This is a genomic window from Halorubrum sp. B53 (genome assembly GCF_059752395.1).
The window spans coordinates 61221-74286 of record NZ_MWTH01000009.1 but is presented as its reverse complement, the minus strand read 5'-3'; the positions used below and the strand labels follow the sequence as shown (position 1 = coordinate 74286).

Genomic DNA, 13066 nt, shown 5'->3' with positions numbered 1-13066 from the left:
CCGCTCGCTCGCGCCCTCACGACACCTCGCGAAGCTCCATGAACGCGGTCATCACGGCCGACTCCGCTTTCCGGAGGTGCTCCGACGCGGTGCTCGCGGAGGCGTCGATCCGCGCCGCGACCTCCTCGACGGTCGCTTCCCGGGGTGCGTCGTAGTAGCCGCTCTCGACGGCGGCCGCGAGCGCGTCGAACTGCCGGTCGGTCAGCTCCGGATCGAAGAGGTGCTGCCGCCAGTCGTACTCGCCGATCCGGAGGACGGTGGTGTCGATCCGCTCCGGGAGGCCCGCGAGCGCCTCCCGGAGCGGGCCGCCGTTCCCGATCGCCGTCAGCCGCGCGATCCCATTCGGGCGGAAGTCGATCGGCGGGACGACGACGACGCCCGTTCGCTGGAGCGGGTCGAACGTCGCGTCGTCGGCGCCGTCGCGACGCTGCGTGAGGAAGACGTAGTGACCCGATTCGTCGATCCGGGTCACGTCGAACTCCCGAATGCGGTCGACCGACCGAAGCGCGTCGGTGTACACGTCGATGTCCCCCTCTACGTAGAAGAGGAAGGTGTCGTCCGGTTCGCCGAACACCGTCCCCTGAACGAGCACGTCGCGCTCGATAGCGTCGGACTCGTCGATGAGCCGGTGTATCGGGTGCATGAGTTCCGGCGGATACCGGAGTTCGACTCGGAGGTACTTCACGCCGGCCACTGTTCACGGATCCGGTATAAATACCCGTCCTGATCCGGCAGAAGACTCGGATGGTCCGGACGCGTCGGTTCACCCATGTCGATCGACGCGACGACAGACGGCGTCGACGCAGCGACGAAACCGGACCCGTTCTCGTCGATTTCGGAGCTGGTCGTCGGACGCGAGACGCATCTGAACGCCCCCGCCGCGCGAATTCGCCCGGACGCGGTCCGAGAGGCGCTCTCGACGCTGAAAGCGGAAGCTGGCTTCGATCACCTCGCCTGCGTCACCGCTCAGGAGTACGAGGGCCGCTACGAGTCGATCTACCACCTGCGGACGTTCGACGACCCGACCCAAGAGGTCAGCGTCGTCGTGCCCGCCGACACGGATACTCCCGTTTCGGAGTCGGCCGAGCCCGTCTTCCGCACCGCCGACTGGCACGAGCGGGAGGCGTACGACCTGATCGGCATCGAGTACGACGACCACCCCGACCTGCGCCGGATTCTGCTGCCGGAGACGTGGCAGGGCCACCCTCTGTCGATGGATTACGACAAGGACCAGCCCCAGATCGCCGCGCTCTCCGAGAATGAGCCCGTCGAACCGGGCTCGTCGACGGCGGTGGGGAGCGACACCATGCTCCTCAACATCGGGCCGCACCACCCGGCGACCCACGGCGTGCTCCACCTCCAGGTCACCTTAGACGGGGAGGACGTCGTCGACGTCGAACCCGACATCGGTTACATCCACCGCTGCGAGGAGCAGATGGCCCAGTCGGGGACGTACCGGCACCAGATCATGCCGTACCCCGACCGCTGGGATTGGGGCGGTGCCGGCCTCCTCAACGAGTGGGCGTACGCCCGCGCGGCCGAGGACCTCGCCGACATCGAGGTGCCGGAGTACGCGCAGGTCGTCCGGACGATGGCCGCGGAGTGCAGCCGGATCCTCTCGCACATGCTGGCGATGGGGGCGTACGCGCTCGACGTGATCGGCGACTTCACGGCGACGTTCATGTACGCGATCCAAGAGCGCGAGCGCGTCCAAGACGTTCTGGAGGAGCTGACGGGCCAGCGGCTGATGTTCAACTACTTCCGGCTCGGCGGCGTCGTCTGGGACCTGCCGGAGCCGCGCGAGGAGTTCTTCTCGACGGTGCGGGAGTTCCTCGACGGACTCCCGCGTCGCCTGGAGGAGTACCACGACCTCCTCACCCGCAACGAGATCCTCCAGTTGCGCACGGTCGACACGGGGGTCCTGCCGCCGGACGTCGCGAAGGAGTACGGCTGCACCGGACCCGTGCTTCGCGGGTCGGGCGTCGACTACGACCTGCGTCGCGACGACCCGTACGGCTACTACGACGAGCTCGACTGGGACGTCGTCACCGAGGACGGCTGCGACAACTACAGTCGCCTGCTCGTCCGGATGCGCGAGGTCGAGGAGTCCGCGAAGATCATCGAACAGTGCGTCGACCTGCTCGAGGACTGGCCGGAGGACGAACGGACGATTCAGGCGAACGTGCCCCGCACGCTCCGCCCGGACGACGACGCCGAGATCTACCGCGCCGTCGAGGCGGCCAAAGGCGAGCTCGGCATCTACATCCGTTCGGACGGCACCGACAAGCCCGCTCGCTTCAAGATCCGCGGCCCCTCCTTCTCGAACCTCCAAGCGCTCCCGGAGATGGCCAACGGCGAGTCGATCCCGGACCTGATCGCCTCGCTGGGGAGCTTGGACACGATCATGGGCGAGGTCGATCGGTGAGTCGCCCCGGTCGCGGACGAGCCGGCGGCTCACGACTGTAGGGCGACCGCCGCTACGGCGCGGACGTTGAAAGGCGACCGCCTCGCGCGAACGCGAGACGACCGGTGTGTCGCACGCCGGCGGCCGGTCGAGTAGGCGTCGGCCGCGGTGGGATATAAACCCTCGTTCGTGCGGACGAGGAGGGCAGACCGGTGGGGCGAGACCGACGGCTCCCGTCAGTCGGGGCGGTGGACCTCGCCGTCGCGCCCGTCGGCGTCCTTCCGGCGGAGCGCGGCGGCCGCGTTGTTGGCGTCGTAGCCGAAGAAGACGTCCTTCGCGTACGTCTCGGCGACCTCGGTCGCGTGGATCAGCTCGTCGACGGGGACGTCGACCGCGTACAGCTCCAGCGAGAACGGCGTCTCCGGCGGCGCGCCGTGCACGTCGTAGTCGCCGCCGAGCCGCGTGCGGAACCCGCGGGCGATGGTCTCCAGCCAGTAGGTCGTCGCGTACTCGGTGTCGTACAGCGGGACCACGAACTCGTCGACGTGCTCGGCGAGTCGGTCGAGGTCGAGGCCGGCGCGCGCTCGGAGGTGGCCGGGGTACGGGTCCGGATACAGGGTGAGCAGGACGCGGCCGGGGACCAGCTCGGCGGCGTCGGCGACGAACTCGGTGATGACGTCGGCGCGCCAGTCGCTCCAGCGCTCGCGGTCGCTCTCGGCGAACAGCCGCTCGCAGCGGTCGCAGCGACAGAACCCCTCGCGCGGGAAGCCCACGTCGTCGAGCCGGACGTCGTCGCTCTCGGCGGCGCAGTCCTCGATGATCTCCAAGAGCCCCTCGCGGTACTCCGGGTGCGTCGGACAGATGTACGCCCAGTCGAAGTAGTCGCGGTCCCGGGTCGCCGGCTCGCCGCGCTCGTCGACAGGGACCAGATCCGGGTTCTCGGCGGCCGCGGCGTTGTCGCCGAAACACGACACCATGTTCACCGCGTTCGGGAGCGGCGCGGCCGCGCGCCCCGTGACGTCTTTCACCTCGTAGAAGCCGAGGTCGAACGGCTCCATCTCGACCTCGTCGGCGTTGCGCGTGACGACCCCGTACATACCGGTCGGTACGCGCGTGAGGGGTAAAAACGGCGGGCATCCGCCCGCGGGAGGTAGTCGTGATTCGACGCGTCCGGTTCTCGCGGTCGCTCGTTACTCGACGGTCACCGGCTCCTTGTCGCCGGCGAACATGAAGTACGCGACCGCCACGAGCGACAGGACCAGGACGAGCTTGACTTTCTTGCTCATGTTCCACGCATCGGGCGGCGGGCGCTAAAACCTACCGGAGCGTCGGACGCGTCGCGGCGGCGGTCGGGGGTGGACCGGGCGACGCCGCGGGCCTCACACGTCGATGTGGTCGGCGATGTCGGCGCGCAGGATCGTCGAGCAGTAGTCGCAGCGGACGCCGTCGGCGACGACGTCGAACCGAGTCTCGATCGGCTCGTCGGCGTTCGTGATGCAGTTACGGTTCGGGCACGAGAGCACGCCGGTCACGGTGTCGGGGCGAGTCACCCGGTTCTTCTCGACGACCTCGAAGTCGCGGACGATGTTGATCGTCGCCTCGGGCGCGATGAGCGAGAGCACGTCGACCTCGGACTGCGAGAGCTCCCGCTCTTCGACCTTCACGATGTCCTTCCGGCCGAGCCGGTCCGAGGGGACGTTCATCCCGACGGAGACGCCGAACCCCTCCGAGCCGTCGATCCCGAGGATCGCGAGCACGTTGAGCGCCTGCCCGCCCTCGACGTGGTCGATCACGGTGCCGTCGCGGATCTTCGAGACGCGGAGCTCGTGGTCGCTCATCGATCCACCTCCATCCCCTCGGCGGCCTCGGCGTTCTCCATGAGGGTGTCGAGCAGCGCCATCCGCACCGGAATCCCGTTGTGCGCCTGCTCGAAGTACGTCGCGTGATCGGTCTCGTCGACGTCGGGCGCGATCTCGTCGACGCGCGGGAGCGGGTGCATCACGGTGAGGTCGTCGGAGGCGTCCTCGAGCGTCTCGGCGTCGATCCGATACTCGCCGGCGACGCGGTGGTACTCGTTCTCGTCGGGGAACCGCTCCTTCTGGATCCGGGTGACGTACAGCACGTCGAGCTCGCCGAGCACGTCCTCCAGGTCGGTGTGCTCGCGCATCTGCGCGCCGGTCTCGTGGAGGTCGAACCGGACCGACCGCGGGAGCCGCAGCGACTCGGGGCTGATGAAGTGCTGGTTGGCGTCGAACTCCGTGAGCGCCGCGGCCAGCGAGTGGACCGTGCGGCCGTACTTCAGGTCGCCCATGATCCCGACCGTGAGGTCGTCGAGCCCGTGGTTCTCGCGGATCGTGTGGAGGTCGAGGAGGGTCTGCGAGGGGTGCTGCCCCGCGCCGTCGCCCGCGTTGACGACCGGGACGGAGACGTTCTCGGCGGCCAGCGTCGCGGCGCCCTCGCTCGGATGTCGGAGGACGAGCGCGTCCGCGTAGCCCTCGATGACGCGGACGGTGTCCGAGAGCGACTCCCCCTTCGACACCGACGAGGAGTCGACGTCGCCCATGTCGACGGTGTTCATGCCGAGGCGTTTGGCCGCGCTGTCGAAGCTCATCCGGGTGCGCGTGCTCGGCTCGAAGAAACAGAGCGCGAGCACGCGCCCGGCGTGCCGGTCCGCGTAGGCGGCGGGGTCGTCGGCGACCTCGCGGGCCCGGTCGAGCACCGCCTCGATGTCATCCCGCGAGAGCTGTGTCGCGGTGATGAGGTGGTCCTGACGCATCGTCGGAGAAGGGGACCGGCAGTATCTTGAATCCCTCGGCTCGGCCCGCTAATTCGCTGATCACGAAAGTGAACACCGCCGTCAGCGACGGTTTCGAGATGCGTAATGTCGACTCGTCTTCACGCGTCACCGCGTCCTTCGGTCGCGCCCGCGCTCCCGCCTCGACGGACCCAGCGATTCCACGCCGCCGATGGAAGACTAACAGTTCCACGTCGCCGACGTCACGGCCACCCGCCCCCGAGCTCTCGGTCAGTCGTCCCTGCCGCCGGCGTCGGGGACCACTGGTCCGTGCCCCGCGATTCGAGAGTCGCGGTCGGCCTCGACGGAGAGGTGGGTGTGTTTGAATCCGGTCGGGCGCTTCAGTCCGTACCCCACGGCGCGGTCGGCACCGATGTGAGCGGCCCAGACGAGCGCGATCCATGAGAGGGGCGTTACGCCGAGCCCCACCCCGACTCCCAAGAGGCTCAACGGCGCGAGATACGTGTGAAAGGCGTTGTAGAAACGACTGCCGACGCGAGGTCCCGCGAGGTACGCCGCCATCGAGATGTCGGGGGCGAGAGCGAGCACCGCGAACAGCCAGAGCGGGCCGCCCAGCGAGAAGTACGCCGCGGTCGCCGCGGCGAAGAGCCCGGCCCCCTCGAGTCGGAGAATAGATCGCGTATCCATGACAGGAATACGGCGGTCGCGGATAAATACGCGCAGTGAGGCGTGATAGCACCCACGGGGGCAGAGGCCGTCCACATTTATAAGCGGATCCGCGCCCAACGAACGGCCATGTCCGAGAACGATCCAGCGGACCTGCTCCCGAACGACCGCGTGAAACAGGCCGCGCTCGACGGCGACGTCACGCAGCTCCACCGCGGGAATCAGTACGGCGACGAGGGCGACGTCTTCGAGATCGACGGCGTCGACTTCGAACTGACCGAGGTCACCGAGCGCACCCTCGGCGACATGACCGACGCCGACGCGAAGCGAGAGGGGTCGCCGTCGCTGGAGGCGTACAAAGAGCGGATGGTCCGCGCGCACGGCGGGAACTTCGACTGGGACGACGACGCCGACGTGGTACGCCACCGGTTCGAGCGCGTCGGCGAGTAGGGAGTCGGAGAAGGAATAGGGAGTCGGAGAAGGGCGACGGCGAGACGGCTCAGTCGTCGTCCGCGGCCGCGCCGTCGGCGCCGTCGCCGTCCCCGCCGGCCGCGGTCGCCGCGTCGTCCTCGATGCTCGGCGGGTACTTCCCGCGGTCGAGCTTCAGGTCCGACTGCGGGCGGGCCATGCAGGTGAGCGCGTACTCCTCGGCCTCCTCGTCGGTGAGCCCCCGGGCGGCCGGCTGGGTCACCTCGCCCTCGACGATCTCCGCGGAGCAGGCGAGGCACATCCCGACGCGGCAGGAGTACTCCTGGGCGATCCCCGCCTCGATACAGGAGCTGAGGACCGTCTCCGTGTCGGCCACCTCGATCGTCTCGCCGGTGCCGACGAACTCGACGGTGTACTCTGTCATGGCGCGGAGTATCCACCGACCCGTCAAAAAGGGTTCCCCTCTATCGCGTCGCCGTCGCGGGGACGGAAGCGGGGAAGCGCCCCCGACGCCCCGCGCCCATCGCAACGACTAATCCCCCGCCGGACGCTTCCCGAGGTATGACCGAGAAGGCCACCGCGCGAGCCCACCCGATCCAGGGGCTCGTCAAGTACCACGGGATGCGCGACCCGGAGCTCCGGCTCCCGTACCACGACAGCATCAGCCTCTGTACCGCGCCGACCGCGACGACGACCACGGTCGAGTGGCAGCCCGACGCGAGCGAGGACACCTACGTCATCGGGGGCGAGGAAGTGGACGGGAGGGCCGCCGAGCGTATCGACATGGTCGTCGACCACGTCCGCGAGCTGGCCGGCGTCGACGCCGCCGTCCGGCTGGAGAGCGAGAACTCCTTCCCGTCGAACATCGGGTTCGGCTCCTCGTCGTCCGGGTTCGCGGCCGCCGCGCTCGCGCTCACCGAGGCCGCAGGCCTCGACCTCTCGCTTCCCGAGGTGTCCACGGTCGCCCGTCGCGGGTCCTCCTCCGCGGCCCGCTCGGTGACGGGCGCGTACTCCCGGCTCGACGCCGGACTCAACGACGAGGACTGCCGCTCGCACCGACTCGACGTGGGCGTGAGCGAGGACGGGTTCGACCCCGAGGAGGACCTCCGCATCGTCGCCGCGCACGTGCCAGCTTATAAAGAGACGGAGGAGGCGCACCGCGAGGCGGCGGAGAGTCACATGATGCAGGCGCGGACCGCGCACGTGCAGGACCAACTCGTCGAGATGACCGACGCGCTCCGCGAGGGCGACTTCGACCGGATCTTCGAGACCGCCGAGCACGACTCGCTCTCGCTGACGGCGACGACGATGACCGGCCCCGCGGGCTGGGTGTACTGGCAGCCGGAGACGATCGCCGTGTTCAACGCGGTCCGCGAACTGCGCGAGGAGGGCGTCCCCGTCTACTTCTCGACGGACACCGGCGCCTCGGTGTACGTGAACACCCTCGCGGACCACGCCGACGAGGTCGAGAGCCGGATCGCCGAGATCGGCATCGACACCGACGTCTGGGAGGTCGGCGGGCCGGCGCGCGTGCTCGACGAGAGCGAGGCGCTCTTTTAAAAGGGCGGCACTCGGGACACCGTCTCGTTCCCGGTGGACACTCCCCTTCGACTTCTCGCCGGCCACAAGCGACTAATACATTCGATACAAACTGTACGCTCGAGATGCCCATCAGCGCCGATCGGTTCGAATCGATGCGCGAACCGGACGACGGCCCCGTACCGGGAACGAACGCGCACGAGGTCCTCTCGTTTCTGGAAGAACACGCCGATGAGGCGTTCACGCAGAGCGAAATCGCGGACGCGACGGGGATCGCGACGGGGTCCATCGGACCGACGCTCACGCGGCTCCGCGAGGACGGTCGGGTCGATCATAAGGGGATATACTGGCGGATAAGCGATCACGCCCGGAGCCTCGACGCCGCCGGAGCGCACGCAGGAGCGACCGCAGCGAACCGTGAGGACGAACCGCCGGCGTATGACGACTGGCAGGAGCACGCGGTCGACCCCCGCGCGGACCGTGAGTGACGCGTACCGAAGGGGCGACGTGTTCTGGGCGCCCGACCCGTTCAGACGCGGGACGAATCCCCGGCTCTGGTTGGTTCTCGCCGCGGAAAATCTCCCGTACCCCGGCGAAGAATACGTCTGCGCCGCGCTCACCACCAGCGATCTGCCTGCGAACGAAGCGGTGGGTGGCGACTGGGTCTCGGGCCGCAACCCGGACAAGACGTCGTACTGCTCGCCGTGGGTGATCGGAACGATCAAACACCGGGCGGTAGCGAACCCGCAGGGGCGGATCTCGACCGAATTCACCGAGAGAATGGCCGAGCGGTGTCGATCGTTCCTGGCCGAGGATCGGTGACCGCGTCGGTCCCCTCCCTCGGAATCTCCCTACTCGTCCGGGTCCTCGCCGCGCGCTCGCTTGTACATCGCCAACGCCTCCTCGCGTCGCTCCGAGTGGTCGACGACGGGCGCGGGGTATTCCGGCGCCGCGTTCGCGCGCTGGGTGGGCGACAGCTCGTGCCACTCGTGGATCAGGTCGGCGTCGAGGCCCCGGAGCTCGGGGACGTACTCTTTGATGTACTCCGCGTCGGGGTCGTACCGCTCCCCCTGCGTCATCGGGTTGAAGATGCGGAAGTAGGGCTGGGCGTCGGTCCCGGTCGAGGCCGCCCACTGCCAGCCGCCGTTGTCGTTGGCGGTGTCGTGGTCGGCGAGCTTCTCCCGGAAGTGGTCGTAGCCGTGTCGCCAGTCCGCGAGCAGGTCCTTCGTCAGGAAGGAGGCGACGATCATCCGCACGCGGTTGTGCATGAACGCCTCCTCGCGGAGCTGACGCATCCCGGCGTCGACGATCGGGTAGCCGGTCTCGCCGCGCTTCCACGCCGCGATCTCGTCGGGGTCGTCGCGCCACTCGATCCCCTCCTCGTACTCCTTGTAGTCGTCCGTCACGACCTCGGGGTTGTGGTACAGCACCTGCGTGTAGAACTCCCGCCACGCCAGCTGCTGCTGGTACTCCTCGACCGCGGCGACGGGGCCCTCGTCCTCGTCGCCCTCCTCATCGGTTTCCTCGGCCCGCTCCTCCGCCGCGGCCATCGCGCGCTCGGTCGCCTCGTACGCCTCGCGCACCCCGATCTCGCCGTATTTTAAAAAGGCCGACATGCGGGAGGTGGCCTCGCGGGCGGGGTAGTCGCGCTCCGCGTCATACGCGAACACCGCCTCCGAGAGGAAATCGTCAAGCCGCTGGCGGGCCGCCTCGGTGCCGGCCGGACCGATGTCGGCGTCGGGCTCCGCGAAGCCCAGGTCGGCGGGTGCGGGCAGGTCACCGACGGCGACGCGATCGGTCACGACGCCGCCGTCCGACCGCCCGTCGACCCGCTCGCCGCCGTCCGCCAGCGCGCCACCGTCGTCCCCCACCGCCGCAGCCAACGTGTCGGCGTCGACGAGATCGTTCGCCTCGGGCGTCGGCGCCGGCGGGTCGGTCTCTCGGTCGGTCCACTTCCGCCAGTAGTAGGTGTACACCGAGTAGGGGTCGCCGGCATTCGTCCGGATCGAGTCCGGGGTGTGTAACACCGCGTCGTGGTGCGCCGCGCGTTCGATCCCGGCCTCGTTGAGCGCCTTCCGGACATCGGCGTCGCGCTGGCGCGCGAGCCCCGAGTAGTCTCGATTCCAGACGACCCGGTCAGCGTCGAGCGCGCCGGCCAGCTCCGGGAGGACGCTCTCAGGGTCGCCGCGGGCGACGAGGAGGTCGCTCCCGCGGTCGCGGTAGTCGTCCCGCAGCGCCGCGAGCCCGTCGAGCAGGCGGCGGACCCGCACGTCGCTCGCGTGCGCCAGCACGTCGTCGTCGAAGACGAAGGCGCCCGCGACCGCTCCCCTGTCGGCCGCAGCCGCGAGCCCGACGTTGTCGGCGAGTCGCAGGTCCCGTCGGTGCCAGAACAGATCCATGGGATCCACACGGGTGCAAGGACCGTGAAAGCACCGCCGTCGACGACGCGGTGATCGGTGACCGTCACCACAGACCGGCGACGTAGCCGCTGAGGAATCCGAGCAACAGAAGTAAGGCGAGTATCCGGAGGACGTTCCGTTTGGTCAGGAACCGGCTCCGCGAGCGGTTCGACTCGATCCCAGAGACATCGTTTCCGTTCCGTTCCCGCTTACCTGACGGGTCGCTTGAGTTCATGTGGCTCTCCTTTTCCCGAACGCTTCACCCGCCCGACTGCGGCGGCGCCGCCGGGAGATGTCGTTGGCCCACAGCCGTTGCCGCGGCGGCTGGAACGGCGTCGGTCGTACGACTAACGTCCGGTCCCTCGGTGGTCGGGAGGCCTTCGCTAGAGACCCGATCGGATGTGTTCTGGCTCGTTTCGTTGGTCGTGGTATCGTCGCTGTCGGTCGTGGTGTTGTCGGTCTTTGTGGTGTCGTCGCTGTCGGTGGTGTTGTCGGTCTTTGTGGTGTCGTCGCTGTCGGTGGTGTTGTCGGTCGTGGTGTTGTCGGTCGTGGTGTTGTCGGTCGTGGTGTTGTCGGTCGTGGTGTTGTCGGTCGTGGTGTTGTCGGTCGCTGTGATGTTGTCCGTCCCGTCGGAATCCACTACATTCGTCCCGCTTATGCTTACTTCCGAACTGCCGGAGAAGTTGCCGGCAGTAAACGTCACGTCAACGTCACCGCTGTCGCTGAACGCGGCATACGTCACGGCGCCGCTGGAGACCGCGGCTATCAGTAGCGCCATACTCACCGCCAGCACGGCGGTCTTTCGAAGTGGCGTGTTATGCATCGTCCGCCTCCGATTCCGCGTGATCCGCGCTCTCGATTCCGGCGTGCTCAGGAGACGGCATCGACGATCCGTCGGCACGCATCGCCGGGGTCGATCCAGTCACGGCCACAGGGTCCAGGGCGGGTACCGAGCCAGTATCTGACGTGGTCTCCGACTCCGGTGCGTCATCACTCCCGGCGGCGTAGTACATAGAGCCGACGAGTAACGCCCCGATTCCCGACCCGAAGGCGACTGCGAACGACCACGCGGCTTGGATGTTGTAGACGACCCAGCCGGCGTATACCGCGGTCCCCGTGAGAACGCCCAGCGAGAGACGGAGGTCCGTTCGCGTGAGCGCGATGCCCCCCCCGTCTTCCGCTTCCTCGTCGGCCGCTTCGGACGCCGCCCTCTGACCGTTCGTCCCGGCGACGGTCGGAGTGTGGACGGGTCGCCGAACGGCCGGCTCCGGCCCGGCGACGTCCGGGTCTGCAGCGGTGACCGCGCTCGTCTCGTCGCTCCCCTCGTCGTCCGATCCCGAACCGTCGACGACTATCGAGTACACCTCCGAGAGCAGCAGCAGGGCGAACGGAACGACGACGAGAGCGACGAATCCGGTGGTCGTGCTCCCGAACTGAATGACGTACCCGATGTACGGGATCGTGAACACGACTTGGCCTCTGACTTCCGAGGCCGCGACCGGCGAGGCGTCCGGGTCGTCGTTCGCGTCACCCTGGGTTACGAACGAGCGCTCGCCGCCGTCCTCGTTGATACCGACAACGCGATGGGTGGTCGGGGTATCCGAGCCGCTTCGGAGGTAGGTGATAACGTCCCGTTCCTCGATGTCGGCCGGGTCCACGTCGTCGACGACGACGACGTCGCCCGTGTTGATCGTCGGCTCCATGCTGCCCGACAGCACGACGTAGCTCCCCTCGGCCCCGACCACTCCCGGCACCGCGTAGATGACGAACGGGATCACGATAGCGATCAACAGGAGGAGTCCGAGCCAATTGAGCAGCCGGCGAGTGTCGGGCATGTCACCACTCACCTCCGTCTGGTGACCTCTCGCTGGCTATCTCGCGCCCTGTCCCGGGGCGACTCGTTTCGTATCGTCTCGATTTCCCCGTCATTCCGTCTCGTTCCATGGATTATCGTTTTGCTGGCTGTGTCGACACTGTACGGCGGTGAAATCGAACGAACAGGAGAGCGACTCCTCGGAGAGGTCGGCTGGCGTGTCCGCCCGGAACGTCCACTTGAGGTCGAGACACCACCGTCCGTCGATGCAGCCATCGGTGAGCAGGCCGCCGTCGGCGTACCTGGTGGTCAGCCCGTCGAGCGTCCCCTGGTACAGCTCAGTACCCTCACCGTCGTCACACGTCGGCCGCTGTAGGAGCTCGACGTCGATGTACGACCCGAGATCGGTAGCACTCGACGACGCGGCCCGCATCCAGATCCGACCCCGGTCTTCGCCGAGCCGATGTCCGACTCTGAGCACACCCGTGTCTCCCGGTTTGATGCCGGAGAAGCCGACCTCGATCGTCGCGTCCGTTCGGAAATCGTCGTCGGAGAAGGACTCGAGACTCTTGACGTAGGTGGCCCGATCGGTGGCGAGTTCGAGGATTAGGTCGCCAGTACCCATGAAATTTCCGGAGAACGGCTCCCAGTCCGAAAGGTAGGCACCCGTCGCCGCTCCGCCGCCGGCACCGAGCGTGCCAGTGACTCCTATCGCTTTGAGCAGTCGTCGGCGGGTGTAGTCGTCGTCTTCGGACATGTGTTCTCTGGTTTCGATGACCGCTGCGGGCGTCAGTCGTCCCAGTCCGGCTCGGGAGTCGAAGCGGCCTGAGGTTCCCCGTTCGAGTTCCCGGCCGCCTTCGGCGTCATTTGGTTGACTTGTTACTTTGTATTGAGGTGCTTGAGAACGATCGAGCACGGACAGTGTGATCGACGCTCACGTCTAATCGGTCGTTAGCAGCGTTTAACGAGCCGTTTGAACTTTCGATTTGATCGATAACTACCGAGGTATCTCTACGTCCGACAACTGCTTCTGTCGAAAGGCAACGTCGGACGATACCGAC

General features: G+C 67.7%; 16 protein-coding genes. 5 read left to right on the top strand and 11 right to left on the bottom strand.

The window, feature by feature from the left end:
• Nucleotides 1-16: 16 nt before the first annotated feature.
• Nucleotides 17-685 (bottom strand): helix-turn-helix domain-containing protein, encoded by a 669-nt coding sequence (locus tag B4V06_RS07910; RefSeq protein ID WP_123112216.1) that lies wholly within the window; start codon nt 683-685, stop codon nt 17-19.
• A gap of 84 nt (nt 686-769) precedes the next feature.
• On the opposite strand from B4V06_RS07910, the gene B4V06_RS07905 reads away from it, so the two are divergent.
• Nucleotides 770-2425, top strand: a complete 1656-nt coding sequence (locus tag B4V06_RS07905; protein ID WP_498168937.1) for an NADH-quinone oxidoreductase subunit D-related protein — start codon at nt 770-772, stop codon at nt 2423-2425.
• A gap of 215 nt (nt 2426-2640) precedes the next feature.
• On the opposite strand, the gene B4V06_RS07900 is transcribed toward B4V06_RS07905, so the two are convergent.
• The 4 genes from B4V06_RS07900 to B4V06_RS07885 all read right to left on the bottom strand — a co-directional run bounded on the left by B4V06_RS07900 (nt 2641) and on the right by B4V06_RS07885 (nt 5846).
• A complete protein-coding gene (locus B4V06_RS07900) occupies nt 2641-3501 on the bottom strand; it encodes a glycoside hydrolase family protein (RefSeq protein ID WP_123112214.1) in 861 nt (286 codons plus the stop codon).
• Between the two features lie 282 nt (nt 3502-3783).
• Entirely contained in the window at nt 3784-4242 is a 459-nt protein-coding gene (pyrI, locus tag B4V06_RS07895) for an aspartate carbamoyltransferase regulatory subunit (RefSeq protein ID WP_123112213.1), read from the bottom strand.
• Complete coding sequence (pyrB, locus tag B4V06_RS07890; RefSeq protein ID WP_498168934.1) at nt 4239-5180, bottom strand: aspartate carbamoyltransferase; 942 nt, start codon at nt 5178-5180, stop codon at nt 4239-4241. The genes pyrI and pyrB overlap by 4 nt, the downstream gene beginning before the upstream one ends.
• A 249-nt stretch (nt 5181-5429) precedes the next feature.
• Nucleotides 5430-5846 carry a DUF4260 domain-containing protein gene (locus B4V06_RS07885; protein WP_123112211.1) on the bottom strand — a complete coding sequence of 139 codons (417 nt, stop codon included), beginning with the start codon at nt 5844-5846 and terminating at the stop codon, nt 5430-5432.
• A 108-nt stretch (nt 5847-5954) separates the two neighbouring features.
• On the opposite strand from B4V06_RS07885, the gene B4V06_RS07880 reads away from it, so the two are divergent.
• Entirely contained in the window at nt 5955-6275 is a 321-nt protein-coding gene (locus tag B4V06_RS07880; protein WP_123112210.1) for an ASCH domain-containing protein, read from the top strand.
• A gap of 49 nt (nt 6276-6324) precedes the next feature.
• Here the strand turns inward: B4V06_RS07880 and B4V06_RS07875 are convergent, their stop codons facing one another.
• Nucleotides 6325-6678, bottom strand: a complete 354-nt coding sequence (locus B4V06_RS07875; protein WP_123112209.1) for a 2Fe-2S iron-sulfur cluster-binding protein — start codon at nt 6676-6678, stop codon at nt 6325-6327.
• Nucleotides 6679-6815: 137 nt separating this feature from the next.
• On the opposite strand from B4V06_RS07875, the gene mvaD reads away from it, so the two are divergent.
• The 3 genes from mvaD (at nt 6816) to B4V06_RS07860 (ending at nt 8615) form a co-directional block, all read left to right on the top strand.
• Nucleotides 6816-7814, top strand: coding sequence for a phosphomevalonate decarboxylase MvaD (gene mvaD / locus B4V06_RS07870; RefSeq protein ID WP_498168931.1), 999 nt, complete (start codon nt 6816-6818; stop codon nt 7812-7814).
• Between the two features lie 104 nt (nt 7815-7918).
• Nucleotides 7919-8281, top strand: coding sequence for a transcription initiation factor IIE subunit alpha family protein (locus B4V06_RS07865; protein WP_123112207.1), 363 nt, complete (start codon nt 7919-7921; stop codon nt 8279-8281).
• Nucleotides 8232-8615, top strand: a complete 384-nt coding sequence (locus B4V06_RS07860) for a hypothetical protein (RefSeq protein WP_123112206.1) — start codon at nt 8232-8234, stop codon at nt 8613-8615. The genes B4V06_RS07865 and B4V06_RS07860 overlap by 50 nt, the downstream gene beginning before the upstream one ends.
• Nucleotides 8616-8644: 29 nt before the next feature.
• On the opposite strand, the gene B4V06_RS07855 is transcribed toward B4V06_RS07860, so the two are convergent.
• The 5 genes from B4V06_RS07855 to B4V06_RS07835 all read right to left on the bottom strand — a co-directional run bounded on the left by B4V06_RS07855 (nt 8645) and on the right by B4V06_RS07835 (nt 12762).
• Nucleotides 8645-10192 carry a cryptochrome/photolyase family protein gene (locus B4V06_RS07855; protein WP_498168927.1) on the bottom strand — a complete coding sequence of 516 codons (1548 nt, stop codon included), beginning with the start codon at nt 10190-10192 and terminating at the stop codon, nt 8645-8647.
• 64 nt (nt 10193-10256) lie between these two features.
• The gene (locus tag B4V06_RS07850; RefSeq protein WP_498168924.1) at nt 10257-10427 is read right to left on the bottom strand and encodes a hypothetical protein; all 171 of its coding nucleotides are present in this window, start codon (nt 10425-10427) and stop codon (nt 10257-10259) included.
• 24 nt (nt 10428-10451) lie between these two features.
• Nucleotides 10452-11015, bottom strand: a complete 564-nt coding sequence (locus B4V06_RS07845; protein ID WP_498168921.1) for a SipW-dependent-type signal peptide-containing protein — start codon at nt 11013-11015, stop codon at nt 10452-10454.
• Nucleotides 11008-12027, bottom strand: a complete 1020-nt coding sequence (locus B4V06_RS07840) for a signal peptidase I (protein WP_498168918.1) — start codon at nt 12025-12027, stop codon at nt 11008-11010. Before B4V06_RS07840 ends, B4V06_RS07845 begins: the two co-directional genes overlap by 8 nt.
• A gap of 90 nt (nt 12028-12117) precedes the next feature.
• Nucleotides 12118-12762 carry a hypothetical protein gene (locus B4V06_RS07835; RefSeq protein WP_498168915.1) on the bottom strand — a complete coding sequence of 215 codons (645 nt, stop codon included), beginning with the start codon at nt 12760-12762 and terminating at the stop codon, nt 12118-12120.
• Between the last annotated feature and the right edge of the window lie 304 nt (nt 12763-13066).